Here is a 26,650-nt window from a genome sequence, read left to right on the forward strand (position 1 = left end):
CTTTTTAAAACCCTGTCCAGTCCGGACAGGTTTTTTTTGTTTTGCACCCTTTTCTAAAAATAATGCTCTATAGATTCTACTACGAATTATAGAAGTTCATTTATCTTTTTATACTACTTGTTTATTAAGTGACAATTTGTAATTTTTGCTTTTACTTCCTTCAAATATGAATTTTAAGACAAGATTTTAAGCTACAATATTCAAATATGATGGCACACTGGAGGATGTTTAGACTCCTTATAAATTTTATTTGAATTACAATTATGTCATTAGGGTCTAAACACTTTTACTTTATTAAAGAAAAGAAAATTATGGAAGATTGTATACTTAATGGATACTCGGCGCAAGTAGCAGTTTTAAATGACTTGGGTTAAATAATAGTGGCAAATATCTGTCAATAAACATTCTTCACATTTTGGAATAGGTCTGCAGGTTTCTCTTCCTAAAAATGAAATTGCCATTCCAATTTCCGACCAGATATTTTTAGGTAATGCTTGCATTAAATCTTTTTCGACTTTATTTCCGTCTTTACTTTCTTTTATTATTCCTATTCGCGGAGCTACTCTAATAACATGTAAATCAGCTATAATACCTTCAGCAGGTTTGTTAGTTTCTCTTAAAATTACATTTGCAGATTTTCTTCCAATACCTTTTAAGGCTGTCAATCCATCCATGGTTAAAGGAATATCTTCGTCATTTTTAATAGTTTGAGCAATTTCTAAAAGCCATTTTGCCTTTGTTGGATAATTTCGAACTTTGCTAATATAAGGTATGAGTGTGTCAGAATCTGCTTTGGATAAACTTTTTAATGTAGAATACTTTTCAAATAAAGCTGGAGCAATTTTATTAATATTTGCATCTGAATCTTGCGCTGACAAAATCACCATAATCATTAACTGATAGGTGTTTTCATATTCTAAAGGATGTTTTTTTCCTTTATATTTTTTTAAAATTGGTTTTAATTTTGTTTCCCAATTCAATTTTTCTCCAAATAAATCCATTTTAATTTTCTTTTTAAATGAAATAAATATTTGCAACTCTTATAAAATTAAGTGATTTTAATGAAATCTAGTATTTTTTTTATAACATTTTGATTTCCTAATATTTTTCTATGTCCTAAACCATCTGTCAAAAATAAGGTTCCTTCCATTAAATGTTGATAAATATGAATTCCTGCTTTTACTGGAACTTCTGGATCATCGTTATCATGAATTACTAAAACTGGAATTTTTATTTTTTGTGCCGCTTTATATGCCGAAAAGTCATCCATTTTAACTTTATATTTATCTTCAAAAAGATCTCGAAGATGTTCACTCATTTTTTTCTTTAGACCTAATTTTGCAATAAACTCCTCCAAAATATCCTGCACAATATCACCACTTCCAATGATTACAGCTTTCTTTACCTGAAAGCCATCTTTTATTGCATTCAAAACAGACATTCCTCCTAATGAATGTCCAATTGCAATTTCAAAAGCACCAAACTGTTTTTCAATTTCTAATATGGAAGCAATAAATTCAGACATTATTGTGGTTTTTCCTTTAGATTTACCATGTGCAGGAGCATCAAAACTAATTGTAGAATATCCAATTTTTAAAAGCTCATCGGCTATTTTAAAGAGCTGTGTGCCTCTGCCTGACCATCCATGAACTAATAAAATCTTTCGTTCACTTTTTCCATATTCATAAGTAATAATGCTTTTGTTAATACTAGGTACATAAACCGTTTTTTGAATGCTCTTATGGTCCATGTCTAGCTCTCTTTTTGGAACCTTATGTTTTATTGGTGTTGTAAAAAGTCTTCCTGCATATTTTGTTCCTAGCTTAGTTGAAATAAAAGTGCATATTCTACTTGATAATATGATAAACTGTGGAATTTTTAAAGATTGCGTAGGATTAGTAGTCTTTTTTGTCATATCAATAATTTTTTTTTGGAGTCTTTAGTTTGCTTATTTTTTCCTAAATTTAGGAAACATAAAAGTAGTACAATAAATACAGGTTTGTTTCAAAAATACTTTTCAAATTAAGATATTAATAGGTTTATAAAGTTCTAAAATGGAAATATTTCATATCAGTGCAGAATGTTACCCAATGGCAAAGGTTGGAGGTTTAGCTGATGTAGTTGGCGCATTGCCTAAGTATCAGACAAATGCAGGGCATAAAGTTAGAGTTGTAGTTCCTTGTTATGATACAAAATTTAGAAAACAAAATGATTTTGAATGTGTTCATTGGGGAAGTGTTAAGCTTGGAAATTTTGATTTTCCGTTTAGTATTTTAAGGGAGACAACAAATAAACTCGGTTATGAATTATATCTGGTAGAAATTGATGAATTGTTTAATCGTCCAAATATTTATGGATATGAAGATGATATCGAAAGATTTTTATCTTTTCAAATTGCTGTATTAGATTGGATTTTAGCAAGAAAAACAATTCCGGATGTTATTAATTGTCATGACCATCATACCGGATTGATTCCGTTTTTGGTTAAATATGCGTATAAATATGAACTTCTGCAAAGTGTTAGAACTGTAATAACAATTCATAATGGTTTGTACCAAGGCTGGTTTGGCTTTGACAAATTGCATTATTTGCCTGAGTTCAATTTAATTCATGTTGGATTTTTGGAGTGGAATAATTCTTTGAATTCATTAGCAGTTGGTGTTAAGTGCGCACATGCAGTTACAACCGTTTCTCCTAGTTATTTAAATGAAATTAATCATGCAGCAAATGGATTGGAGTCGTTGTTCAATTCAGTTAAAAGTAAATCAAAGGGAATTTTAAATGGAATTGATATTGAAGTTTGGGATCCGCTAAGAGATCAAATGATAGAGGCTAATTATTCAATTGAAACTTTTGAAATAGGAAAACAGAAAAATAAGGAAAAATTATGCGAACAATTTGAATTAGATCCGACAAAACCGCTTTTTAGTTTTATAGGAAGATTATTTGAGGAGAAAGGAGGCGATTTACTGCCACAAGCCTCTGCTTTAGCACTTTCTGAGAATTTCGAGAATATAAATATCTTAATTTTAGGATCAGGAAGTTTAATTATCGAAGAGCAGTTAGTGCAATTACGAAATGATTATAAAGGAAATTACAATGTTTTTATTGGTTATAATGAAGAATTAGCGCATTTAATATATGCTGGATCAGATTATATTTTAATGCCATCTAGAGTAGAACCTTGCGGATTAAACCAAATGTATGCTTTGCGATATGGTACAATTCCGATTGTTAGAAGAACAGGAGGTTTGCGAGATACGGTAATTGATTTTGGTGATGATGGAAACGGAATTTGCCATGATCAGGCTTCAGTTGGAGATATTTGCTATTCTATAAATCGTGCTGTAAAATTGTACGCTGACAGAGCAAATTTTAATAAAATTAGAAAAATAGGAATGGAAACTGACCATTCCTGGGAAAGTGTTTGCCAAGAATATATCGAGATATACAACTTAATAATTGAGAAAAATGAAGTTTAAAAAGAAAAATGTAGTTGCTATTATTTTAGGAGGAGGCCAGGGTTCGCGTTTGTTCCCTTTAACAGAAACAAGATCAAAGCCGGCAGTTCCGATTGGTGGAAAATACAGATTGGTTGATATTCCTATTTCAAATTGTATCAATTCTGATATATTTAAAATATTTGTTTTGACACAGTTTAACTCTGCATCATTAAATGCACATATCAAAAACACTTTTAATTTTAGCATTTTCAGTCAGTCATTTGTTGATATTCTAGCTGCTGAGCAAACTCCAGATAACCCAACCTGGTTTCAGGGAACTGCCGATGCCGTTAGACAATGTATGTCGCATTTTTTGAAACACGATTTTGACCATGCTTTAATTCTTTCTGGTGATCAATTGTATCAAATGGATTTTAACGAAATGTTAGAAGCACATATTGCCGCAGACGCAGAAATTTCTATTGCAACCTTACCTGTTAATGCTAAAGATGCACCAGAATTTGGAATTCTTAAAACGGATCATGAAAATAGGATTCAGGCCTTCATTGAAAAACCACATCCTTCATTATTGCCAGAATGGGAATCTGAAGTAAGTGAGCAAATGCAGGAAAAAGGTAAAAAATATCTTGCATCAATGGGGATTTATATTTTTAATAAGCCATTACTGGAAGAATTAATGTGCAATCCTGAAACTAAAGATTTTGGAAAAGAAATTATTCCCGAAGCAGTTGGAAAACATAAAATACTAAGTTATCAATATGAAGGATATTGGACAGATATTGGAAATATAGAATCATTTTTTGAAGCCAATATTGGTTTAACGGCAGATATTCCGGAGTTTAATTTATTCGATAATGAGAATAAAATTTTTACCAGACCGAGATTATTGCCACCGTCAAAATTTAGAAACTCAATTATAAATCAGTCTTTAATTTCTGAAGGATGTATTATTAATGCAAAAGAAATTAAAAGCTCAGTAATTGGTATTCGCTCTAGAATTGGTGTGGGAACGGTGCTTGAAAATTGCTATGTAATGGGAAATGATTTCTATCAGGATCTTGACGAAATGAATCATGAAAGCACGATCAATAAAATTCATGTTGGAATAGGTGAAAATTGTTTTATAAAAAATGCGCTTGTGGATAAAAATGTACGTATAGGAAATAATGTACATATTAATGGAGGCAAACATTTAGATAATTTTACAAACGATTTATACAGTATTAAAGACGGAATTATTGTTATAAAAAAAGGAGCTGTTCTTTCTGATAATTTTAGAATTGAATAAATACTTAAAATTAATTATTGCCTTAAAAACTATATATGTCTAAAGTAATCACGCATTCTCTATTTACTGATTTTGATATTGATTTATTCAAAGCAGGAAAACACTTCAAATTATACGAAAAATTAGGAGCGCATTTAGTTGAAGTTAATGGAGTAAAAGGTGTTTATTTTGCAGTTTGGGCTCCAACTGCACACTCTGTCTCTGTTGTGGGCGACTTTAATTATTGGACACAAGGCGAACATCTTTTACAGGTTCGTTGGGATTCTTCTGGCATTTGGGAAGGATTTATACCTGAGATTGCAAAGGGAACACTCTATAAATATAAAATCCAGTCGAATATTGATGGAATTGTAACTGAAAAAGCAGATCCTTTTTCTCTTTATTGTGAAAAACCACCTCACACCGCTTCAGTTGTTTGGGATTTGGATTACAATTGGAAAGACGAAAAATGGATGAATACTCGCCAACAAAATAATGCATTAGACAAACCATATTCGGTTTATGAAGTGCATTTAGGATCTTGGAAACGAGCTGATCATAATCGTTTTTTGACGTATTTAGAATTAGCAGATGATTTAGTTGCATATGTAAAAGAAATGGGTTTTACGCATGTGGAGTTTATGCCTATAATGGAATATCCTTATGATCCTTCTTGGGGTTATCAATTGACAGGATATTTTGCTCCAACTTCTCGTTTTGGCAAACCGCAGGATTTTATGGTTTTAGTCGATAAATTGCATGAGGCTGGTATTGGTGTAATTTTAGACTGGGTTCCATCACATTTTCCTGATGATGCGCACGGTTTAGGGTTCTTTGACGGCTCACATTTATACGAACATCCCGACCGCAGAAAAGGGTATCATCCGGATTGGAAAAGTTTAGTTTTTAATTATGGGCGTAATGAAGTTCGTGCCTTTCTTATTAGCAATGCGGTTTTTTGGCTGCAGCTTTATCACGTCGATGGATTGAGAGTTGATGCAGTTGCTTCGATGTTATATCTTGATTATTCTCGAGAAGAAGGTGAGTGGGAACCAAATATTTATGGCGGAAGAGAAAACCTTGATACTATAAGTTTTCTTAAAGAATTCAATGAAGTTATTTATGCTAATTTTGAGGGAGTTCAGACTATTGCTGAGGAAAGCACTTCTTTTCCGATGGTTTCCAGACCAACGTTTACTGGAGGTTTGGGATTTGGAATGAAATGGATGATGGGCTGGATGCATGATACTTTAAAATATTTTCAAAAAGAAACAGTCTACCGAAAATACCATCAAAACGATCTAACTTTTTCAATGACTTATGCGTTTACTGAAAATTTTATGCTTCCATTTTCTCACGATGAAGTCGTTTATGGAAAAAAATCTATTGCTAATAAAATGCCTGGCGATGAATGGCAAAAGTTTGCAAACTTGAGATTGCTGTATGGATATATGTTTACGCACCCAGGAACCAAATTATTATTCATGGGATCTGAATTTGGCCAAAGCGACGAATGGAATTTTGAGAAAAGCTTAGATTGGCATTTGCTTCAATATGATTATCATTCTGGAATAAAAAAGTTAGTTACAGATTTAAATCAATTGTATAAATCATGTCCAGCTTTATATCAAAAACAGTTTACTGGCGAAGGTTTTGAATGGATTAATTATTCAGATCATCAAAATGCTGTTTTATCTTATATTCGAAAAGGAAATAATCCTGATCAAAATGTAGTTATAGTTTGCAATTTTACACAAGTAGTTAGAGAAAATTACAGAATCGGAATTTCACAAAAAGGTCAATTAGAAGAGATTTTTAATAGTGATGCTTTTATTTACGGAGGAAGCGGTGTTTGTAATGCTAAAACAATTAATATTGAATCTTCGCCTTACGATGGAAGAGATTATTCTGTCGAATTAATCTTGCCTCCGCTAAGTGTGACTGTTTATTCTTTCGCATAAAGTCTCAATAATTATTTTTCTTAATTCTGTTTTATCAGTTTTGCGTGCTTAAATTATCGAATTGTCGTTTTTTAGATGGCTAATTTAGCAGTCATTCATAAAAAACGTTTTCGTTAATAAACCTTTTATTCATAGTCGTTTACTAACTTTTTTTGTATGTTTGAAATAGAGATTAGCGTTATATAATTAATTCATTAGCGATATGATTACAAATACATCATTAGAATATAAAGGCGATTTATATCCATCAAAAATCGTTTCGCATGAGCATGAAGGCGATTCCATTTTTTTTCATACAGATAATAAAGTAATCTTAAAAGTCACTATTCTTAGAGACAGTTTAATCCGATTTCGCTTTACTACAAAAGGTTATTTCAGCAATGATTTTTCGTATGCAATAGATAAAACACAGCTTCACGGTTATAATTTTTTAGAACTTACAGAAGAAGAGACTTATTTTCAAATTAGAACCAGCAAGGTAAAATGCAAAATTCAAAAAGCAGATCTTCGTTTGTCTATTTACGATTTAAGCGATTTTTTAATTCTCGAAGATGAACTTGGTTTTCATTGGGAAGAAAGTTACGAATATGGTGGTAATATCGTAAAAATGAGCAAATCTTCTAAAGATGGAGAATGTTTTTACGGTCTTGGCGACAAAGCCACTCAAATGAATTTAAAAGGCAAAAGACTCGAAAATTTTGCTACAGATCAATATGCGTACCAAAAAGATCAAGAGCCTTTGTATAAAGTAGTTCCATTTTATATTGGCTTACATAATAAACAATCTTACGGCATTTTTTTTGATAATACCTTCAGAACTTTCTTTGATTTTTGTCAGGAAAGAAGAAATGTTTCCAGTTTTTGGGCAGAAGGCGGTGAAATGAACTATTATTTTATTTACGGCCCACAAATGGAAGATGTAGTAACTACTTATACTGATCTTACAGGTAAGCCTGAATTGCCGCCATTATGGGTTTTAGGATATCATCAATGTAAGTGGAGCTATTATCCTGAAAGTAAGGTAAAAGAAATCACATCAAAGTTTAGAGAATTAAAAATTCCGTGCGATGCCATTTATTTGGATATTGATTATATGGAAGGTTTTAGATGTTTTACATGGAGTAAAGAATATTTTCCAGATCCAAAAAGAATGGTGGCAGAATTGGCTGAAGATGGTTTTAAAACGGTTGTAATCATCGATCCTGGAATTAAAATTGATAAAGATTATTGGGTTTATCAGGAAGCTTTAGAAAAAGATTATTTCTGCAAAAGAGCCGATGGTCCTTATATGAAAGGAAAAGTTTGGCCGGGAGAATGTAATTTTCCAGATTATACAAATCCGGTAGTTAGAGAATGGTGGGCTGGATTATTTAAAGAATTAATTTCAGACATTGGCGTAAAAGGGGTATGGAATGATATGAATGAACCAGCTGTAATGGAGGTTCCTAATAAAACTTTCCCGATGGATGTTCGTCATTCTTATGACGGAAATCCTTGCAGTCATAGAAAAGCACATAATATTTATGGCACACAAATGGCCAGAGCAACTTATCATGGTGTAAAACGTTTTGCTTATCCTAAACGTCCTTTCGTAATAACAAGATCTGCTTATTCTGGTGCACAACGTTATACGTCTTCATGGACAGGAGATAACGTTGCAACTTGGGAACATTTATGGATTGCTAATATCCAAGTTCAGAGAATGTGTATTTCGGGAATGGGTTTTACAGGTTCTGATATTGGAGGTTTTGCGGAACAGCCAACGGGAGAATTATATGCGCGTTGGATTCAGCTTGGTGTTTTTCATCCTTTCTGCAGAACCCACTCATCTGGAGATCATGGCAATCAGGAACCCTGGGCTTTTGATGAAGAAGTAATCAATATTACTCGAAAATTTGTAAGTCTTCGTTATCAATTGCTTCCTTATTTATATACCATGTTTTGGCAATATATTGAAGAAGGAATTCCGATGTTAAAACCTTTAGTATATTACGATCAAGATGATACTCAAACTCATTACCGAAATGATGAATTCATCTTTGGAAATCAAATTTTAGTTTGCCCAATTCTTGAACCTAATGCTGTAGGCAGACGTATGTATATACCTAGAGGAGAATGGTATAATTACTGGACAAATGAGTTTACTACCGGCGGAAGAGAAGTTTGGGTTGATACTAAATTTGATGAAATCCCGGTTTTTGTAAAAGCAGGTGCAATAATTCCAAAATATCCGGTGCAGCAATATGTTGGGGAACTTGAGTTTGATGAATTGACACTTGATTTATACTTTAAACAGGGTAAAGAAAAATCTGTTGTTTATGAAGACGCACAAGATGGTTATGATTATAAAAAAGGACGTTATAGCTTTTTATCTTTTAGAACCATCGGGAAAGAAAAAGAATTAATTGTGCAGCTTCATAAAGAAGGAAAGTACGATACACCATACAGTAAATATAAAATCAATTTAATTGGATTGCCTTTTAGAGTAACTGAAATTGAAATTGATAATGAAAAAGTAGCATTTGATCAAGTTAGCTTTGATACAGACCATTTCTTAATTGTTGACAAAGAATTCAATGAACTTCATATAATTGGAGAATAAGTAAAAATTATGATAGTTTTTATGTTAATTATGTAAGATTTCGAAATTATGATTTTTGTATTTTTACTTTAAATTAAAATTTAAAAACATGAAAAATTATTTACTTATAGCGGCTTCAACAGTGCTCTTGTGTAGTGCCTGCGCAACTAATCCGATTACAGGAAAACAGAACTTAAATTTTGTTTCAAACAGCGAATTATTTCCAACTGCTTTTCAGGAATACAATAAATTTATTGCTGAAAACAAAGTTATCACAGGAACTGCAGATGCAAGAAGAGTTGAAACTGTTGGTTCAAGAATTAAAGCTGCCGCCGAAAAATATTTAACTTATTTAGGACAGACACAATATTTACAAGATTACCGCTGGGAATACAAATTAGTCGAAAATAAAGAAGTTAATGCATGGTGTATGCCAGGAGGAAAAATTGTGGTGTATTCAGGAATTTTACCAATTACAAAAGATGATGCTGGCTTAGCCACAGTTTTAGGACATGAAGTGTCTCACGCTTTGGCCAATCATGGTGCACAGAGAATGAGTGCAGCACAGTTACAGCAAATTGGAGGTGCAGCATTAGATGCAGCAACAAGTTCTAAATCTGAATCAACAAGACAAATATTTTCGCAAGCTTACGGATTAGGTTCTGAAGTGGGAGTGATGCTTCCATTTAGCAGAAGCAACGAAAGTGAAGCAGATAAAATAGGATTAACATTAATGGCAATTGCTGGATATAATCCAGATGACTCTATTACATTTTGGACAAGAATGTCTGCCAATGCAGGAGGTGGAACGCCAGAATTTATGAGCACCCATCCATCAGATGCGACAAGAATTGCAAATTTGAAAAAATTAATTCCTGAAGCAAAAGCTACAGCACTTAAAGTAGGTGTAATCAGATAATAATATCTCAAAAAAAATATAAAAGCTATTCTTTAAGAGTAGCTTTTTTTATGCGAATTCAGATTCTAAAAAGTTTATAATTTAATAATATAGATTTAGAAAAAATCACTTTGATTATGATAAAAAATGGATAAATTCGTAACCAATTAACTAAATCATTTTTATGAGAAACCTACCTAAAGGAGATAAAAAATTATTAAATGCATGGGCTTTTTACGATTGGGCTAATTCTGTTTATCCATTAGTTATTTCATCGGCAGTTTTTCCTATTTTTTATGAAAAGTTATTTTTAAATAGAGATCATTATATCGATGTCTTTGGTATGAATCTTAAAAATTCTGCTTTAATAAGTTTTGTTACCGCTGCAGCGTTTTTAGCAGTTGCTTTTATTTCACCATTTTTATCAGGTATTGCTGATTATGTTGGTAATAAAAAAATATTTATGAAATTTTTTTGCTACATGGGCGCCTTGTCATGTATAGGATTGTATTGGTTTAAGCTTGAAGATATTTATGTAGGAATACTTTTTTATTTTTTAGGATTAATAGGCTTCTGGGGAAGTTTGGTTTTTTACAACTCTTATTTGCCAGATATTGCTTTTCCTGAACAACAGGATAAATTAAGTGCCAAAGGATATTCTTTAGGTTATATAGGCAGTGTTGTTTTATTGGTGGTAAATTTAACTATGATTATGGGAGCCGAAAATGTTGCAGATGCAATGGTAGCAATGCGCTGCTCATTCTTGATGGTTGGCATTTGGTGGATTCTTTTCAGTCAATATACCTATTATTATTTGCCAAAAGGAAATAGTAAAGAGAATCAGAAAGTTACTAAAGATGTAATTTTTAATGGTTTTAAGGAATTGAAAAAAGTTTGGAAATTACTAGGAGAAAATATTTCTTTAAAACGATATTTAGGAAGTTTTTTTGTTTACAGCATGGCTGTTCAAACCGTTATGATTGTTGCGACTTACTTTGGAGCACAAGAAATTAAATGGTCTTCGGAAAGCGAAAGCACAGTAGGACTAATTATCTGCATATTAGTAATTCAGCTGGTCGCGATAATTGGAGCATTTTTAACATCAAGAGCATCAGCTAAATTTGGAAATATTCCAACTTTGATTGTTATAAATTGTATTTGGGTTGTATTATGTATTTTGGCTTATTTTATAACATTGCCAATTCATTTTTACGTTATGGCAACTTTAATTGGTTTTGTTATGGGTGGAATTCAGGCATTATCACGCTCAACCTATTCTAAATTATTGCCTGAATCTGAAGATACTGCCTCATTTTTTAGTTTTTATGATGTGGCCGAGAAAATCGGAATTGTAATTGGAATGTGCATTTACGGAATAATTGATCAGATTACAGGAAGTCCAAGATTTGCAATCGTAATTTTAGCATTATTTTTTGCCATTGGAGTTTTATTGTTAAGAAGAGTACCAAAAAAAGGTGTCTTAAATGAATAAGACACCCCACTAGTTTTTATTTAGAAAGCTCAATAATAAAGACGAAGATTCTGTTCTTTTTTTGATTAGATGATTTTTGAAATTTTTTATTATTGAGCTTTTTAATTTATGCTTTTGAAATATTTCCTGAACCAGAAACTTTTACATCTCTTTTTTCTGGATTCCCCGTATATTTAATATCTCCCGAACCAGAAACTCTTGCAGTTAAGCTTTCGTTGCAATTTACTTTGCTATTTCCAGAACCTGAAACATTTACATCTACATTTTTAGATTTTAAATCAGAAGCATCAATATCACCAGATCCAGAAAGTTTTGTTGTGAAATTAGAAGCATTTCCTTTTAAATGAACATTTCCAGATCCACTTAAATTAAGTTCTAAAGAGCTTGAATCTATTGCTAAATCAAAGTTTCCAGAACCAGAAAGTTTAGCCAGGAATTTATCATTTTTGATTGTGCTTTTCGATTGAATATCTCCTGATCCAGCCAAACTTAATTCAGAAATTTTATCGAACGGAACTGTAACTTGAACTTTTTTGCCAATACTTGAACGAATGTTAGTATTTTTCTTTACATAAATTTTCAAAGTATTTTCTTCTACTTCAACAATAATTGCATCTAGAATATTTTCTTCTCCTTTCAATATAATTTTGCCCTCTTTTCCTGCAACTAAGTCGACATCAAAAGAACCAGAAATTTTTATTGCGTCATATTCTGAAGTCGTTCTTGTGTCTGTTGTTACTTTACCATTCCCGGTAATTTTATTTGATTGCGCATTCGTCATAAAACTTATTAAAAATGCACCACAAACTGTTAATTGAATAAATTTTTTCATTGGTTTAATATTTTGATTATTGTCTTTTGATTAATGCTACGTTTCCGTAGTTAGAAGTTATTACTACTTTATTCTGTCCTTTTTTCTTATTGAATCCGCTTATTCTTTTGCTTGTATTTTTGCTTTCGTTTACTGAAATATCCAAAGTGTTGTCGCTTTTAATATTTCCGTATTTAGTATTAATATCAAAATCAAAAGCATAATTTATGTCATAACCCAGCGAAACGTCAGAATAACCTGAGTTTATATTTACATTATTCGCTTTGCTGGTTATGGTAGAAATATTTAGTTTGCTGTAATTCGTTTCTACATTTACACTATTAGAAATTTCGGCAATAGAGATCGTAAGATAATTTCCTGATCCTGAGAATGAATTTATTTTCTGAAATTTTAAATTTCCGTAATTACAGTCATACTTAATGTTTTGACCATCAGAAAGAACTAAATCACTATAGCTTGTATCAAGATTTAAATTGCCCGAGTCGTTTATTTTTAAACCAGAATATTTCGCTTCGATTGTTCCGTTTTTAATATAATCAATAGTCGAATTTTGGCAATATTCAATCTGAATTCTATTAGCTGTATTATTTAATTTTCCGAGTACAACCTTCCCATATTTGCACGTAATATCTGTAGAACCTTCTAAAGAAATAGCGTTAATATTTCCGTATTTATTCAGCAATTTCACAGTTCCGTTTTTTGGAATCTTTATCACATAATTAATTTCAAAACTATTGCTGCTCCCTTTGCTTTTTAAAGAAGAATTTCCAAGTTTGGTAATTGCTGTAACCATTGATTTCAGTGCTGTAATATCAACATCAATACTATTTAATTTTTCATTAACCCAAGTCTCATTTCCTCCTGTTACTTTAATCGTGATGTCAAGGTCAATTTTGTCTTCATCCCATGTAGATATTGAAATGTTGCCATATTTATTGTCAATATCAATTCCTGCATTCGAGTTTACGATAAACGTTTTTTTAATATTTTTTTGTTTTGAAATAAAAGTATCGTCATTTGAGAATCCTAAAAAAGGAATCAAAATAAATAGAATAAGAATTTTATAATGTTTTTTCATCAGTGGTGTTTTTTAGATTTTCGTTTTCTTCAATTCGCTGTAAAACGGTCTGCAAAAATGAAATTCGAGTTTGCAGATTGCTGATCATGGCATAAATTATTTGCTTGTTTTCGCCATTCTTTTGCAATTCATTAATAATTTTTTGATAATCCGCATCAAAAACTTTCATTTGCTTCAATGCGTCATTGATAATTTGTTCGTTTTCAGGTGAACTTTTTTGTTTCAGTTTTACGAGTTCATTATCAATTAATATTGAGAAAATAGAATCAGTTCGCTGTGTTTCCTTAGATGCAAATTTGAATTCTTTAGGTTTTTCATTTTTGTAAAAAACAGATATTCCCAGCATTAAAACTATCGAAGCTGCAATAGCAGTCACGAACCAGTAATTTTTTTTCTTTGGCTTTTTTGTGTTTAATTTATTTAAGAAATCTATTTGATGATCAGAATTCATTTCATGAACATCCCATTGATTCTCAAACTTGCTGAATAATTGCTCTAAATCGTCATTTTCCTTTTTCATATTTCCTCTAATTTTTTTCGTAAACTTTCTTTAGCTCTGCTTAACGTAGTTCTGCAGTTCGCATAGCTAATATTCAAAACTTCGCAAATTTCTTCTTGGTCATAACCTTCAATAAAAAAGAGCGTCAATACCATTCGATAATTATCTTTTAAATCCAAAATAGCATTTAGAACCTCTTTTACTTTAAGTGAATCCAAATCAATCTTTTCAGAAAAAAAGCTGTCATTTTCTTCGATTTTATAAAGCGTTTTACTCAAATCTTCGAACTGGAAAGTGTTGTTCTTCTTATAGAAATCAATGCTGTAATTGACAACGATTTTCTTTAGCCACGCCCCAAAAGCGACTTCTTGTTTGTAGTCGTTTATTTTTGTAAACGCTTTCAAAAAACCTTCTTGCATGACGTCTTGTGCAAAATGTTCGTCTTTTACAATACGATACGCCACATTGTACATGGCTTTACTGTAACGATTGTAAATTTCGAATTGTGCCTTTTGATTGTTTTCTCTACAAAGCGCGATTAATTCTTCGATATTTTGATTGGTTATGCTCAAGTAATGGTTGCTAGTTTTTTATAAGGACTTTACTTTTTTTGATATGTTACACTTTTGATAAAATTAATTGTAATTTTTTTTAAAATAGTGCGTTTCTCAGTATTAATTGATCTCTAATTTGAATTTCCAAAGTCTATTTTTTTGCTTTTGGCATAATGATTGTCTATTTTTATCGCCTATCTTGTAAATGAAACGCTTAGCAAAGTTTTACTTAAAACTGCCTTATCTAATGTTATTTTTATAGTTAGAATAAAACTTTTAATGACAAAACGACTTATATATTATTATGTCAAACCATAAAATACTTACCATTGACAATCTGTCACTTCAAGAATTTGATTCAGAAGCAGAATTAATTCCATTATTAACTCCAGAAGACGAAGAAGAAATGAATAACGAAGAGCTGCCTCTTTCGTTGCCAATTTTGCCTTTACGTAATACTGTTTTATTTCCAGGAGTTGTTATTCCAATTTCTGCAGGAAGAGATAAATCTATAAAGCTTATAAACGATGCCAATGCAGCAGGAAAAATTATTGGCGTAGTTTCTCAAATTAATGAAGAAGACGAAGATCCATCAAAAGAGGATATTCATAAGATAGGAACTGTAGCAAGAATTCTGCGCGTTTTAAAAATGCCTGACGGAAATGTTACGGTTATTTTACAAGGAAAAAAACGTTTTGAAATTGATGAAGTTGTTTCAGAAGAACCTTACATGACAGCTACTATCAAAGAGGTTTCAGAAGAACGTCCTGATGAAAATGATACTGAGTTTACCGCTATTTTAGATTCTGTTAAAGAATTAGCGATTCAAATTATCAAAGAAAGTCCAAATATTCCTTCAGAAGCTACTTTTGCTATTAAAAACATTGAAAGCCAGTCGTTTTTAATCAATTTTGTTTCTTCTAATATGAATTTATCCGTAAAAGAAAAACAAGGTCTTCTTTCGATAAATGGATTAAAAGAACGCGCTTTAGAGACTTTGCGTTATATGAATGTAGAGCTTCAAAAATTAGAATTGAAGAATGACATTCAGTCCAAAGTTCGTTTTGATTTAGATCAGCAGCAACGTGAATATTTCTTGCACCAGCAAATGAAAACAATTCAGGAAGAATTGGGAGGCGTTTCGCAGGAAGAAGAAATGGACGAAATGGGGCTGAAAGCGAAAACCAAAAAATGGGATGAAAAAACGCAGAAACATTTCGAAAAGGAATTGTCTAAAATGCGTCGCATGAATCCCCAATCTCCTGATTTTGGAATTCAGCGCAACTATTTAGAATTGTTTTTAGAATTGCCTTGGGGTGAATATTCTAAAGATAAATTTGATTTAAAATTTGCTCAAAAAATATTAGATAAGGATCATTTTGGACTTGAAGAAGTTAAAAAAAGAATGATTGAACATTTAGCAGTTTTAAAACTGAGAAATGACATGAAATCGCCAATTATTTGTTTGACAGGGCCTCCTGGAGTTGGAAAAACATCTATTGGGCGTTCTGTAGCTGAAGCTCTAGGCCGTGAATATGTACGTATTTCATTAGGCGGTCTGCGTGACGAAGCTGAGATTCGCGGACACAGGAAAACCTATATTGGTGCAATGCCAGGCCGTATTATACAAAGTTTGAAAAAAGCCGGAACATCAAATCCAGTTTTTATTTTAGATGAAATTGATAAATTATCAAGCGGAAACAGTGGCGATCCTTCTTCAGCTTTATTAGAAGTTTTAGATCCGGAACAAAACAATGCCTTTTATGATAATTTCCTTGAAATGGGTTATGACTTATCAAAAGTAATGTTTATTGCTACCTCTAATAATATGGCTGCAATTCAGCCAGCATTGCGTGACAGAATGGAAGTGATCAAAATGTCAGGTTATACGATTGAAGAAAAAGTAGAAATCGCTAAAAGACATTTATTCCCTAAACAATTAGAAGCACACGGTCTAACTAATAAAGATTTGACAATTGGTAAAAAACAATTAGAAAAAATTGTAGAAGGCTACACTCGCGAATCTGGAGTTCGTAATCTAGAAACTAAGATTGCTCAAGTAATTCGTAATGCAGCAAAAGCAGTTGCGATGGAAGAGGAGTACAATAAAAAAGTTACAGATGAAGACATTGTAACTGTTTTAGGTGTGCCAAGATTAGAACGTGATAAATACGAAAACAATGATGTTGCCGGAGTTGTTACAGGTCTTGCCTGGACAAGCGTTGGCGGTGATATTCTTTTTATTGAATCATTAATTTCTGAAGGAAAAGGTTCGCTGACTATTACAGGAAATCTTGGAAATGTTATGAAAGAATCAGCCACAATTGCTTTAGAATATATTAAAGCAAATGCAAAGAAGTTAGGATTAGATGTAGCTTTATTTCAAAAATATAACATTCACTTACACGTTCCAGAAGGAGCAACACCAAAAGATGGTCCAAGCGCAGGTATTGCGATGCTGACCTCTCTAGTTTCCTTGCTGACGCAAAAGAAAGTAAAGAAAAGTTTAGCGATGACAGGTGAAATTACACTTCGCGGAAAAGTTTTGCCAGTTGGAGGTATTAAAGAAAAAATTCTAGCCGCAAAAAGAGCTGGGATTAAAGAAATCATTTTATGCCACGAAAATAAAAGTGATATTGATGAAATCAAAGCGGAATATCTGGAAGGTCTTACTTTTCATTATGTAAAAGAAATGAGCGAAGTTTTAGCTTTGGCCTTAACGGATCAAAATGCAAAAAATGCAAAAACATTGAAATAAACTTCAATAAAAAAAATAATATTTAAAATCCAAATTCCAATTTTACTATTGGAATTTGGATTTTTTTTTATTGGAATTTATTTAATAGTTAATTTTATTTTTCCTGTTATATAATTTTATATTTGTATTTGCGTTATTCCCATATAGGAATCGCCCCAAAAGCATGTTAAAACGATCTGTTTTACTTTTTTTTATCTTAGTTTGCTCCGTTTCTTTCGGACAAGTTGGAGGGCGTTACACTTATCAATTCCTTAATTTAACGTCTTCGCCAAGGCAGGCAGCGTTAGGAGGAAAAACAATTACCATTTATGATGATGATGTCAATCAAGTTATGTTTAATCCAGCTGTTTTAAACGAGGATATGGATAATCACCTTGCAATGAACTATGGCAGTTATTATGGAGAAGCTTCTTATGGAACCGCTTCGTATGCATATACTTATGACAGACACGTACAAACTTTTTACGCAGGAGTCAGTTATGTAAATTACGGATCCTTTGAAGGTTATGATGAAAATGGGCAGGCGACTACAAATTTTTCAGGTAGTGAAGGCGCGCTGACACTGGGCTACGCTTACAATGTTCCCTTTACAGACCTGCATATTGGTGTAAATACAAAGCTAATAACTTCTACTTTAGAAACTTATAATTCTATTGGCGGTGCAATTGATGTGGGAATTATGTATGAAATTCCAAATAATTATGTAAATTTGGCCCTAGTATTTCGAAACATTGGTACGCAGTTTACTACTTATTCAGGAATACAGGAGAATTTGCCCTTTGAAATCATTGCTGGAGTTTCTCAAGAATTGGAGCATGTTCCGCTTCGTTGGCATCTTTCGTTAGAAAATTTGCAACAATGGAATATCTCTTTTTCGAACCCCGTTCGAGGAGAAACTAATATTGATGGGTCAACAAGCAGTGAAAAGATTTCGTTCGTAAACAACGCTTTACGACATGTTGTTTTTGGAGTTGAATTATTTCCTAAAAAAGCATTTAATCTGCGTTTAGGTTATAATTTTAGAAGAGGAGAAGAATTAAGAGTTGAAGATCAACGTAATTTTTCAGGAGTTTCATTAGGATTCGGTTTAAAAATGAATAGGTTAAAATTTAATTATTCATATTCGAGATATACATTGGCAGCTAATACAAGTCTTTTTGGTCTAATTTTAAATTTTCAATAATTATATGAAAATATTCCATCTATTTTTGTTTATTACCGTAGGGTTTTTAACGGGTTCAAAACTTTACAACAAAAAAGAAACTACCATTACCAATTTAGAAATAGAAAGGATAAATAATAGGGTAAGTGAAATAAGAAATATGATTAGTATTGATCCTAAATACAATACTAAGATTGCTTTCTTTGTTGACATGAGAATACCTTCTGGCAAAAACCGTTTTTTTGTTTACGATTTAGTAAACAATAAAATTCTAGATCAAGGTCTTGTAGCTCACGGATCTGGATCAGAAACTGGAGTAAAAGGAAGTTTAAGATTTAGCAATACGCCTAACTCTAACTGCACAGCATTAGGCAGATACGTTATCGGAAAAAACTACAAAGGAATTTTCGGAAAAGCATATCGATTAACAGGTCTTGATGAAACCAACAATAATGCTTTATCAAGAGCGATTGTTTTACATTATTACTCGGCTGTGCCTTATGAAGAGCAAGATTATTATATAAGTAATAGTCATGGATGTCCAATGGTTAACGAACAATTCTTTAAAAGAATTGAAAAATACATTGATAATTCAAAATCAAATATCGTCCTAGATATTTATTACTAGAAAATATTCATTGAAATATATAAAACTATTGTTATTGAGGAATTTTCATCAGTAACAATAGTTTTTTTTTGAAATTATTTTAATTCATAACTTCGTATAAGGCAATGTATTTCATATAATATTGTTATTGCTTACTGATAGACTGTTCCATATAAAAAGCAAAAGCAATATATTTGCATTATTAAAGTTTCCTAAAACTTTAAGCCCACAAAAATTTAAAAAATAAAAAATTGGAAAAAATCACCATTGCTATCGACGGATTTTCATCAACAGGAAAGAGCACTTTGGCAAAACAATTGGCAAAAGAGTTAGAATATGTTTATGTTGATACTGGTGCTATGTATCGTGCTGTGGCTTATTTCGCTATGAAAAATCAACTTATCGGAGGTGACTTTTTTGATAAAAAAACTTTAATTGAAGCTTTGCCTAAAATTCAGCTGGAATTTAAATTTAATGCTGACTTAGGTTTTGGTGAAATGTATTTAAATGGTGAAAATATAGAAAAGCAAATTAGAACTATTGAGGTTTCAAATTTTGTAAGCAAAGTAGCCGAAGTTTCTGAAGTGCGTTCTAAATTAGTAGAACAGCAAAAAGAAATGGGAAAAAACAAAGGTATTGTGATGGATGGAAGAGATATAGGAACTGTAGTTTTTCCAGATGCTGAACTTAAAATTTTCATGACGGCAAGTGCTGAAACTCGTGCACAGCGTCGTTTTGACGAATTACAGCAAAAAGGTGATAATGTATCATACGAAGAAGTTCTGAAGAATGTGGTTGATCGTGACCATATAGATACGCACCGTGAAGATTCTCCTTTGATAATTGCCGATGACGCAATTGAAATAGATAATTCTTACTTAACCAGGGAAGAACAATTTACTGCCGTTTTAGAATTAGTAAATGATGTTGTTAAAACAGCTTAATTTTTTGTAGATATCATTTTTAATGGTAGTTTTACCGCTTCATTTTATCTTAAAGACAATTTCATCATATGGGAATTAAAAACAGGTTAATTGTAATGAGTTTTCTTCAGTTTTTTGTTTGGGGAGCGTGGCTTATTACTATTGGAAATTATTGGTTTGGAACTAAAAATTGGGAAGGAACTCAGTTTGGTTTAGTGTTTGGGACCATGGGAATTGCTTCTTTATTTATGCCTACTCTTACAGGTATTATCGCTGACAGATGGGTTAATGCCGAAAAGTTATACGGTTTTCTACATATATTGTATGCAGTTGTTTTGTTTGGAATCGCTCAAATAACAACACCAGATAATTTTATTTACGTGATGTTTGCTGCGATGTGCTGTTATATGCCGACAATTGCTTTGAGCAACTCTATTTCGTATACTTCTTTAAAATTAAATAATAAAAATATAGTAAAAGATTTTCCGCCAATTCGAGTTTGGGGAACAATTGGTTTTATTGCCGCAATGTGGATTACCAACTTAAGCGGAAGCAAAGCAACCGAATATCAGTTTTATATTGCTGGAATTGGTGCTTTGATTCTGGGAATTTACGCTTTTACATTACCAAAATGTGAACCACAGCGTTTAACTAAAGAAAATGCTTCATTGGTAGAAACTTTAGGTTTAGAAGCTTTTAAACTTTTTGGAAACTATAAAATGGCTTTGTTTTTTGTATTCTCTATGTTTTTAGGAGGTGCATTACAGTTGACAAATGCTTACGGAGATGTTTTCTTAGATGAATTCAAGCATTTTCCAAAATATGCTGATTCTTTCGTAATTAAATATTCGACTATTATTATGTCGATTTCTCAGGTTTCTGAAACCTTATTTATTCTGGCAATTCCGTTTTTCTTAAGACGTTTTGGAATCAAACAAGTTATGTTGATTAGTATGCTGGCTTGGGTATTGCGTTTCGGATTATTTGCTTTTGGAGATCCTGTAGGCGGATTATGGATGATTATTTTATCTTGTATTGTGTACGGAATGGCATTTGATTTCTTTAATATTTCAGGTTCATTATTTGTAGAAAGTAATACAGATTCTAAAATACGTTCTTCTGCACAAGGATTGTTTATGATGATGACAAATGGAGTAGGAGCAGTTTTAGGAAGTTTAACTTCTGGCTGGGCAATTGACCGTTTCTTTACCAAATCATTTCATAATACAACTGAATTAGCTGGATTTTTACAAACCGAAACTACAAACTCAAAAATGTTGGATTTTGTAAAAGGTCAAGGAAATTCAATTTCTACAGATGGAATATTTAGCAATCCAATTTTAATGAAAGACTGGCATACGATCTGGTTGTCATTTGCGGCTTATGCTTTGGTTATTGCAATTGCTTTTGCTGTTTTGTTTAAACATAAACATGATCCGAAGGAGTTGGAGAATTTGAGTCATTAATTACAAGCAAGCTTTTATATTAGCAAACCCGACAGATTTTTAAATCTCTCGGGTTTTTTTAAGAGTATGATAAACTCTAAATTAACGTAAAAAGTTTAAATTTGATTTTGCAAAATTAAAATTTTAAAGTTATTATGAGACAAATTTTAGGAGTAATAGCTGGCTATGCCATTTTTGTTTTCAGTTCTATATTTTTGTTTAGATTTTCTGAAGTAAACCCGCATGAAGGTGCTTCGAAATTATTTATGGTTTTGACGTTTGTTTACGGAACTTTTTTCTCTTTCATCAGTGGAATGATGACGCAATTAATTGCAAAGACTAAAAACTTAAAAGTGAATTATATTCTCTTTGCTATTATGGCTGGGTTTGCGGCTTTTTCGCTTTTTAAATCAAATGGTAGCTCTTGGACGCAATTGCTGGCAATTTTTGTATTTGCTCCAGTTTCTATTCTGGGAGGGTATTTTTGGATTAAGAAAAAGAGTAGATAATATGCATCTTTGTAAAGTTTAAAACTTTTACAAGAATGGTCGCACATTTGGATTAGTTAGTTTTAAAAATCGCTATACATTCTTATCTAGCCCCGATAGAAGTGGAAACCCTTTTATGGCCGGTGTTCGGCATAAAAGATTGAAACGGATAGCGGGAATTTAGGCCTTTGAAAAACCTGAAATGTTCTGCTCCCTAATAAAGATCTGACAGTTATTTAGATTAATTTTGAAAAAATAGGCATTATTGTTTACCTTGTATAAATTAGTAAGAATATTTTTAACAGTATAGAATTAGTTGATATTATTCCAAAGAAGCTTTAAAAATTAATAAAAACTTTAAATAATTAAAATAGCTATGGAGAAATATTACAAACCATCAGGCAAATTTTCGTCAATTTTTATCTTGTATTTTTTACTGGTTACTGTTGTCGCATTTCCAATTTTGGGATTAATATATGCTTACTTTATATGGTATATTCCTTTTGTGTATATAAACTTTTTTATTACAATAGGTTTTGGCTTTTTCGTTGGATTTGTAATTGCTCAATTTGTTATTCAAAAGGGAAAAGTCAGAAATCCATTATTAGCGCTTATCATTGGATTGACAGGTGCTTTTTTAGCATTGTACATTCACTGGGCCATTTGGATTGATTTGGTTATTAATGCTGGAGAAAGCTACGGTTCAAATAAAATTGGTATTACAGTAAGTAATATTGATTTTTTGCAAGTTTTTTCATTAATACTTAAACCTGATTTAGTTTTTGAATATATCGGTCAAGTAAACCAATCCGGTACATGGGGTATCCGAGGAGCAACAGTCAGCGGTGCATTTCTTTGGTTTATCTGGTTAATAGAACTTATTATTGTTATTGCGGTTTCGGGTTTTCTATCTTATTTAGAAGCCAAAAAACCTTTTTCGGAATCTACTAATTCATGGTATGAAGAAATAGTACTTCCTGCTTTTAACTATATAGAGAACAAGGAGCAAATGATCGCAGCTATATCGCAAAGTACTCATGATAATTTTAATTTTTTAAATAAAGACATTAACAGCAAAACAGATAGTCACAGTATATTTACTCTTTATAAATCTAAATCTGGAAAAAACTATTTATCAATAGATAACAAGACATCAAAGACAGATGATAAAGGTAATGTTTCATTCAATAATGATCAAATTGTAGAATACATCGCTATTAATAGTGAATTTTCAAAAGTATTATTGCATAAATAATAAGTGACCTATCTATTTGTAATTACAAATAAATGTAGTAATTTTGCAAACCTTTTGGCAAAGAAGAGTTTCCTTTAGGTATCAACTATTTATGTAAAACAACTTCTGTTTTTTTCTACTGCTTTATGAAACTCAAGAAAAACAGAATACAAATTTTTTATCAGCATGTCTGAACAATTAAAATCACAAGAAGAGTTTTTAGCAAATTTTAACTGGCATAACTTCCAAGAAGGAATTGATGCAGTAGATGAGAAAAACTTACAAGAATTCGAAGAACTAGTTTCAAAAACTTTCATCGCTACAGATCAAGAAGAAGTAGTTGAAGGTGTAGTTGTTAGAATTACAGATAGAGACGTTATCGTTGATATCAACGCAAAATCGGAAGGTGTTATTTCTTTAAACGAATTCCGTTACAACCCGAACTTAAAAGTTGGTGACAAAGTAGAAGTATTAATCGACATCCGTGAGGACAAAACAGGTCAATTAGTATTATCTCACAGAAAAGCACGTACTATTAAATCATGGGATAGAGTTATTTCTGCAAATGAAACAGGAGAAATCGTTAATGGTTTTGTAAAATGCAGAACTAAAGGTGGTATGATCGTTGACGTTTTCGGAATTGAAGCTTTCTTACCTGGTTCTCAAATTGACGTTAAGCCAATTAGAGACTACGATGTATATGTAAACAAAATGATGGAATTCAAAGTGGTAAAAATTAACCACGAATTCAAAAACGTTGTTGTATCTCATAAAGCGCTTATCGAAGCTGATATCGAAGTACAGAAAAAAGAAATCATCGGTCAATTACAAAAAGGACAAGTATTAGAAGGTGTTGTTAAAAACATTACTTCTTATGGAGTGTTTATTGACTTAGGTGGTGTTGACGGATTAATTCACATTACTGACCTTTCTTGGAGTAGAATCAACCACCCAAGTGAAGTTCTTGAATTAGACCAAAAATTAAACGTTGTAATCCTTGATTTCGATGATGAGAAAACAAGAATTCAATTAGGATTGAAACAATTAAACGCTCACCCATGGGATGCTTTAGATGCTAATTTAACTATTGGTGATAAAGTAAAAGGTAAAGTAGTTGTAATCGCTGATTACGGTGCTTTCATCGAAGTTGCTGAAGGTGTTGAAGGTTTAATCCACGTTTCTGAAATGTCATGGTCAACTCATTTACGTTCTGCTCAAGATTTCGTAAAAGTTGGAGATGTTGTTGAAGCTGTTATCTTAACTTTAGATAGAGATGACCGTAAAATGTCATTAGGTATCAAACAATTGACTCAAGATCCATGGACTGACATTACTTCTAAATACCCAGTAGGTTCTAAACATACAGGTATCGTTAGAAACTTTACAAACTTTGGTATTTTCGTAGAATTAGAAGAAGGAATTGATGGATTAATTTACATCTCTGACTTATCTTGGACTAAGAAAATCAAACACCCATCTGAATTTGTAAATGTTGGTGAAAAACTTGATGTAGTTGTATTAGAATTAGATGTTGAAGGACGTAAATTATCTTTAGGTCATAAACAAACTACTGCTAATCCTTGGGATCAATACGAAGATTCTTTCGCTGTAGGAACTATCCACAATGGTGAAATTTCTGAAATCGTTGACAAAGGAGCTACTGTAGAATTCGGAGATGATATCGTTGCTTTCATTCCTACTCGTCACCTTGAGAAAGAAGACGGAAAGAAATTGAAAAAAGGTGATACAGCTGATTTCAAAGTAATCGAATTCAACAAAGAATTTAAAAGAGTAGTTGCTTCTCACACTGCTATCTTCCGTGAAGAAGAAGAGAAAAACGTGAAAGCTGCAACTGAAAATACTTCATCTAACTCTACTACTAATGCACCAGCTGCAACTTTAGGAGATAACAATGATGTATTAGCTGCATTAAAAGCTAAAATGGAAAAAACTGAGAAAAAATAATTCTTAGTTTCCTCTAAATAGAAAGTCCCACATTACTGTGGGACTTTTTTTTATGCTTTATATTTTTTTGTTTAAGGTTTTTATTTGTTTCAAATTTCAGGTTTCCTATTTAATAGAAATTTGATTATTTTACAGCTAATAATTTTGATTCTTCTGGAGTAAATTCATCCAAAATTGAATAAGAATTTATGCCTGCAATTTTCATTTCATCTAAAATATCAACTAAATTACCGTAATTAGATTTATTGCTAGGTTTAATAATAACTGTAATTCCTTTGCCAGGTTTTCCTCGTTGCGCTGAATATTCTAAAACTTTTTTATTTCTTTCTAGTAGTTCCTTTCTAATCCCACTTTTACCATATTTCATTTCTTTTGGGCCATCAATAGGGACAAATAGTAATCCCGAATAAGTAATTATTTTATTATGATCATCTAAAAGTATTGTAAAAGTGCGGTTTTCATCTGGCATCTGACAAGCAGAATTTTCAAAGCAATCATCACAATCGGGTCTGCCGTATTCTAAAACTTTAGGTTTAGCCAATTCAATTGTAACCATAAAAAATATAATCAGCAAAAACGAAACACTGACCATTGCGGTTAAATCAACTCTTGTACTTAATTTTTTACTTCTAACTTTTTTAGGTAGATTTTGCATACTGAATGAGTTTTGAATTTAAAATTAGGAATAAAAAGAAAGCAAAATCACGAAATTATTAAAAATAATAAAAAATATTTTTTATCATCAATAGCCTGTTTTACAATGTGTTTTGAGAATTATTCAATAATAAATTCAATTATTTTAATTTTCCGTAAAACCAAAACCAATATTCCCGCGTAAATGAGCTTATAACTTAAAACATTCATTATGAAAACTAGAAAATTTTTAGCAGTAGCAATTTTAGCATTAGGATTTGGATTTACATCATTTGCACAAAAAACTGTAATGGTTGGTGGAGCAGCAATGTACCCAACAAAAAACATTGTTGAGAATGCAGTAAACTCAAAAGATCATACTACATTAGTTGCCGCAGTAAAAGCAGCTGGATTAGTAGAAACATTACAAAGCAAAGGACCATTTACTGTTTTTGCTCCAACAAATGCTGCATTCGATAAATTGCCAGCAGGAACTGTTGAGACTTTATTGAAACCAGAAAACCTTAAAATGTTACAAACAATTTTGACTTACCATGTTGTGGCAGGAAAAATGAATTCTTCTGACATCGCTAAAGCAATTAAAATGGGTAAAGGAAAAGCGACTCTTAAAACTGTAAGCGGTGGAACTTTGACTGCTTGGATGGACGGAAAAGATTTATACATTACTGACGAAAATGGTAACAAATCTAAAGTTACAATTGCAGATGTTAATCAATCAAACGGTGTGATTCATGTTGTGGATACTGTTTTGTTGCCAAAACAATAATCTTCAAAAGCAAAAGAATACA

The 26,650-nt window shown here is 31.8% G+C and carries 22 protein-coding genes; 15 read left to right on the forward strand and 7 right to left on the reverse strand.

Going from position 1 to position 26,650, the window contains the following annotated elements; all coding sequences use genetic code 11:
* Nucleotides 1-356: 356 nt before the first annotated feature.
* Both IRZ83_RS00005 and IRZ83_RS00010 read right to left on the reverse strand, forming a co-directional pair.
* Entirely contained in the window at nt 357-1,001 is a 645-nt protein-coding gene (locus IRZ83_RS00005) for an endonuclease III domain-containing protein (protein ID WP_194565921.1), read from the reverse strand.
* Between the two features lie 47 nt (nt 1,002-1,048).
* Nucleotides 1,049-1,915, reverse strand: a complete 867-nt coding sequence (locus IRZ83_RS00010) for an alpha/beta hydrolase (RefSeq protein WP_194565923.1) — start codon at nt 1,913-1,915, stop codon at nt 1,049-1,051.
* Between the two features lie 139 nt (nt 1,916-2,054).
* On the opposite strand from IRZ83_RS00010, the gene IRZ83_RS00015 reads away from it, so the two are divergent.
* From IRZ83_RS00015 to IRZ83_RS00040, 6 genes are all read left to right on the forward strand, one after another.
* Nucleotides 2,055-3,482, forward strand: coding sequence for a glycogen synthase (locus tag IRZ83_RS00015; RefSeq protein WP_194565925.1), 1,428 nt, complete (start codon nt 2,055-2,057; stop codon nt 3,480-3,482).
* A complete protein-coding gene (locus IRZ83_RS00020) occupies nt 3,472-4,752 on the forward strand; it encodes a glucose-1-phosphate adenylyltransferase (RefSeq protein WP_029270516.1) in 1,281 nt (426 codons plus the stop codon). The genes IRZ83_RS00015 and IRZ83_RS00020 overlap by 11 nt, the downstream gene beginning before the upstream one ends.
* 35 nt (nt 4,753-4,787) lie before the next feature.
* The gene (glgB, locus tag IRZ83_RS00025) at nt 4,788-6,692 is read left to right on the forward strand and encodes a 1,4-alpha-glucan branching protein GlgB (RefSeq protein WP_194565927.1); all 1,905 of its coding nucleotides are present in this window, start codon (nt 4,788-4,790) and stop codon (nt 6,690-6,692) included.
* 202 nt (nt 6,693-6,894) lie between these two features.
* On the forward strand, nt 6,895-9,294 hold the full coding sequence (locus IRZ83_RS00030) for a glycoside hydrolase family 31 protein (protein ID WP_194565929.1): 2,400 nt from the start codon (nt 6,895-6,897) through the stop codon (nt 9,292-9,294).
* 88 nt (nt 9,295-9,382) lie between these two features.
* Entirely contained in the window at nt 9,383-10,192 is an 810-nt protein-coding gene (locus tag IRZ83_RS00035) for a M48 family metallopeptidase (RefSeq protein ID WP_194565931.1), read from the forward strand.
* A gap of 163 nt (nt 10,193-10,355) precedes the next feature.
* The gene (locus IRZ83_RS00040) at nt 10,356-11,663 is read left to right on the forward strand and encodes an MFS transporter (RefSeq protein ID WP_194565933.1); all 1,308 of its coding nucleotides are present in this window, start codon (nt 10,356-10,358) and stop codon (nt 11,661-11,663) included.
* Nucleotides 11,664-11,769: 106 nt separating this feature from the next.
* Here the strand turns inward: IRZ83_RS00040 and IRZ83_RS00045 are convergent, their stop codons facing one another.
* From IRZ83_RS00045 to IRZ83_RS00060, 4 genes are read right to left on the reverse strand one after another with little or no spacing between them, the layout of a single operon-like run.
* Nucleotides 11,770-12,495: a head GIN domain-containing protein gene (locus IRZ83_RS00045; protein WP_194565935.1), complete on the reverse strand. Its 726-nt coding sequence runs from the start codon at nt 12,493-12,495 to the stop codon at nt 11,770-11,772.
* Nucleotides 12,496-12,511: 16 nt separating this feature from the next.
* A complete protein-coding gene (locus IRZ83_RS00050) occupies nt 12,512-13,573 on the reverse strand; it encodes a hypothetical protein (protein WP_194565937.1) in 1,062 nt (353 codons plus the stop codon).
* Nucleotides 13,557-14,093: an anti-sigma factor gene (locus tag IRZ83_RS00055; RefSeq protein ID WP_194565939.1), complete on the reverse strand. Its 537-nt coding sequence runs from the start codon at nt 14,091-14,093 to the stop codon at nt 13,557-13,559. The genes IRZ83_RS00050 and IRZ83_RS00055 overlap by 17 nt, the downstream gene beginning before the upstream one ends.
* On the reverse strand, nt 14,090-14,644 hold the full coding sequence (locus IRZ83_RS00060) for an RNA polymerase sigma factor (RefSeq protein ID WP_194565940.1): 555 nt from the start codon (nt 14,642-14,644) through the stop codon (nt 14,090-14,092). The genes IRZ83_RS00055 and IRZ83_RS00060 overlap by 4 nt, the downstream gene beginning before the upstream one ends.
* A 286-nt stretch (nt 14,645-14,930) precedes the next feature.
* Between IRZ83_RS00060 and lon the strand changes: the two genes are divergently transcribed.
* The 8 genes from lon (at nt 14,931) to rpsA (ending at nt 25,208) form a co-directional block, all read left to right on the forward strand.
* Nucleotides 14,931-17,384, forward strand: coding sequence for an endopeptidase La (gene lon / locus IRZ83_RS00065; RefSeq protein ID WP_194565941.1), 2,454 nt, complete (start codon nt 14,931-14,933; stop codon nt 17,382-17,384).
* Nucleotides 17,385-17,547: 163 nt separating this feature from the next.
* Complete coding sequence (gene porQ / locus IRZ83_RS00070; protein WP_194565942.1) at nt 17,548-18,567, forward strand: type IX secretion system protein PorQ; 1,020 nt, start codon at nt 17,548-17,550, stop codon at nt 18,565-18,567.
* 4 nt (nt 18,568-18,571) lie between these two features.
* Nucleotides 18,572-19,174 carry a murein L,D-transpeptidase catalytic domain-containing protein gene (locus IRZ83_RS00075; protein WP_029270496.1) on the forward strand — a complete coding sequence of 201 codons (603 nt, stop codon included), beginning with the start codon at nt 18,572-18,574 and terminating at the stop codon, nt 19,172-19,174.
* A gap of 230 nt (nt 19,175-19,404) precedes the next feature.
* Nucleotides 19,405-20,097 carry a (d)CMP kinase gene (gene cmk / locus IRZ83_RS00080; RefSeq protein WP_194565943.1) on the forward strand — a complete coding sequence of 231 codons (693 nt, stop codon included), beginning with the start codon at nt 19,405-19,407 and terminating at the stop codon, nt 20,095-20,097.
* Nucleotides 20,098-20,165: 68 nt separating this feature from the next.
* Complete coding sequence (locus IRZ83_RS00085) at nt 20,166-21,542, forward strand: nucleoside permease (protein WP_029270494.1); 1,377 nt, start codon at nt 20,166-20,168, stop codon at nt 21,540-21,542.
* A 134-nt stretch (nt 21,543-21,676) separates the two neighbouring features.
* Nucleotides 21,677-22,030, forward strand: a complete 354-nt coding sequence (locus IRZ83_RS00090; protein WP_194565944.1) for a hypothetical protein — start codon at nt 21,677-21,679, stop codon at nt 22,028-22,030.
* Nucleotides 22,031-22,385: 355 nt separating this feature from the next.
* The gene (locus tag IRZ83_RS00095) at nt 22,386-23,264 is read left to right on the forward strand and encodes a hypothetical protein (RefSeq protein ID WP_194565945.1); all 879 of its coding nucleotides are present in this window, start codon (nt 22,386-22,388) and stop codon (nt 23,262-23,264) included.
* Between the two features lie 165 nt (nt 23,265-23,429).
* Nucleotides 23,430-25,208: a 30S ribosomal protein S1 gene (gene rpsA / locus IRZ83_RS00100; protein WP_029270489.1), complete on the forward strand. Its 1,779-nt coding sequence runs from the start codon at nt 23,430-23,432 to the stop codon at nt 25,206-25,208.
* 124 nt (nt 25,209-25,332) lie between these two features.
* On the opposite strand, the gene IRZ83_RS00105 is transcribed toward rpsA, so the two are convergent.
* Nucleotides 25,333-25,863 carry an ExbD/TolR family protein gene (locus IRZ83_RS00105; protein ID WP_194565946.1) on the reverse strand — a complete coding sequence of 177 codons (531 nt, stop codon included), beginning with the start codon at nt 25,861-25,863 and terminating at the stop codon, nt 25,333-25,335.
* Between the two features lie 210 nt (nt 25,864-26,073).
* Here IRZ83_RS00105 and IRZ83_RS00110 point away from each other — a divergent pair, with 210 nt between their 5' ends.
* Nucleotides 26,074-26,628 (forward strand): fasciclin domain-containing protein, encoded by a 555-nt coding sequence (locus IRZ83_RS00110; RefSeq protein ID WP_029270485.1) that lies wholly within the window; start codon nt 26,074-26,076, stop codon nt 26,626-26,628.
* Nucleotides 26,629-26,650: the final 22 nt, after the last annotated feature.

It is taken from the genome of Flavobacterium sp. JLP (genome assembly GCF_015350755.1).
Classification (GTDB): domain Bacteria; phylum Bacteroidota; class Bacteroidia; order Flavobacteriales; family Flavobacteriaceae; genus Flavobacterium.

Excerpts from the sequence above, each read along its gene's own strand:
- IRZ83_RS00030 (WP_194565929.1), top strand. The coding sequence starts at position 6,895 with ATGATTACAAATACATCATTAGAATATAAAGGCGATTTATATCCATCA.
- rpsA (WP_029270489.1), top strand. The coding sequence starts at position 23,430 with ATGTCTGAACAATTAAAATCACAAGAAGAGTTTTTAGCAAATTTTAAC.
- IRZ83_RS00040 (WP_194565933.1), top strand. The coding sequence starts at position 10,356 with ATGAGAAACCTACCTAAAGGAGATAAAAAATTATTAAATGCATGGGCT.
- IRZ83_RS00085 (WP_029270494.1), top strand. The coding sequence starts at position 20,166 with ATGGGAATTAAAAACAGGTTAATTGTAATGAGTTTTCTTCAGTTTTTT.
- IRZ83_RS00095 (WP_194565945.1), top strand. The coding sequence starts at position 22,386 with ATGGAGAAATATTACAAACCATCAGGCAAATTTTCGTCAATTTTTATC.
- IRZ83_RS00075 (WP_029270496.1), top strand. The coding sequence starts at position 18,572 with ATGAAAATATTCCATCTATTTTTGTTTATTACCGTAGGGTTTTTAACG.
- IRZ83_RS00005 (WP_194565921.1), bottom strand. The coding sequence starts at position 1,001 with ATGGATTTATTTGGAGAAAAATTGAATTGGGAAACAAAATTAAAACCA.
- glgB (WP_194565927.1), top strand. The coding sequence starts at position 4,788 with ATGTCTAAAGTAATCACGCATTCTCTATTTACTGATTTTGATATTGAT.
- IRZ83_RS00045 (WP_194565935.1), bottom strand. The coding sequence starts at position 12,495 with ATGAAAAAATTTATTCAATTAACAGTTTGTGGTGCATTTTTAATAAGT.
- IRZ83_RS00020 (WP_029270516.1), top strand. The coding sequence starts at position 3,472 with ATGAAGTTTAAAAAGAAAAATGTAGTTGCTATTATTTTAGGAGGAGGC.
- IRZ83_RS00105 (WP_194565946.1), bottom strand. The coding sequence starts at position 25,863 with ATGCAAAATCTACCTAAAAAAGTTAGAAGTAAAAAATTAAGTACAAGA.
- IRZ83_RS00050 (WP_194565937.1), bottom strand. The coding sequence starts at position 13,573 with ATGAAAAAACATTATAAAATTCTTATTCTATTTATTTTGATTCCTTTT.
- porQ (WP_194565942.1), top strand. The coding sequence starts at position 17,548 with ATGTTAAAACGATCTGTTTTACTTTTTTTTATCTTAGTTTGCTCCGTT.
- IRZ83_RS00055 (WP_194565939.1), bottom strand. The coding sequence starts at position 14,093 with ATGAAAAAGGAAAATGACGATTTAGAGCAATTATTCAGCAAGTTTGAG.
- IRZ83_RS00035 (WP_194565931.1), top strand. The coding sequence starts at position 9,383 with ATGAAAAATTATTTACTTATAGCGGCTTCAACAGTGCTCTTGTGTAGT.
- IRZ83_RS00090 (WP_194565944.1), top strand. The coding sequence starts at position 21,677 with ATGAGACAAATTTTAGGAGTAATAGCTGGCTATGCCATTTTTGTTTTC.
- IRZ83_RS00015 (WP_194565925.1), top strand. The coding sequence starts at position 2,055 with ATGGAAATATTTCATATCAGTGCAGAATGTTACCCAATGGCAAAGGTT.
- lon (WP_194565941.1), top strand. The coding sequence starts at position 14,931 with ATGTCAAACCATAAAATACTTACCATTGACAATCTGTCACTTCAAGAA.
- IRZ83_RS00010 (WP_194565923.1), bottom strand. The coding sequence starts at position 1,915 with ATGACAAAAAAGACTACTAATCCTACGCAATCTTTAAAAATTCCACAG.
- IRZ83_RS00110 (WP_029270485.1), top strand. The coding sequence starts at position 26,074 with ATGAAAACTAGAAAATTTTTAGCAGTAGCAATTTTAGCATTAGGATTT.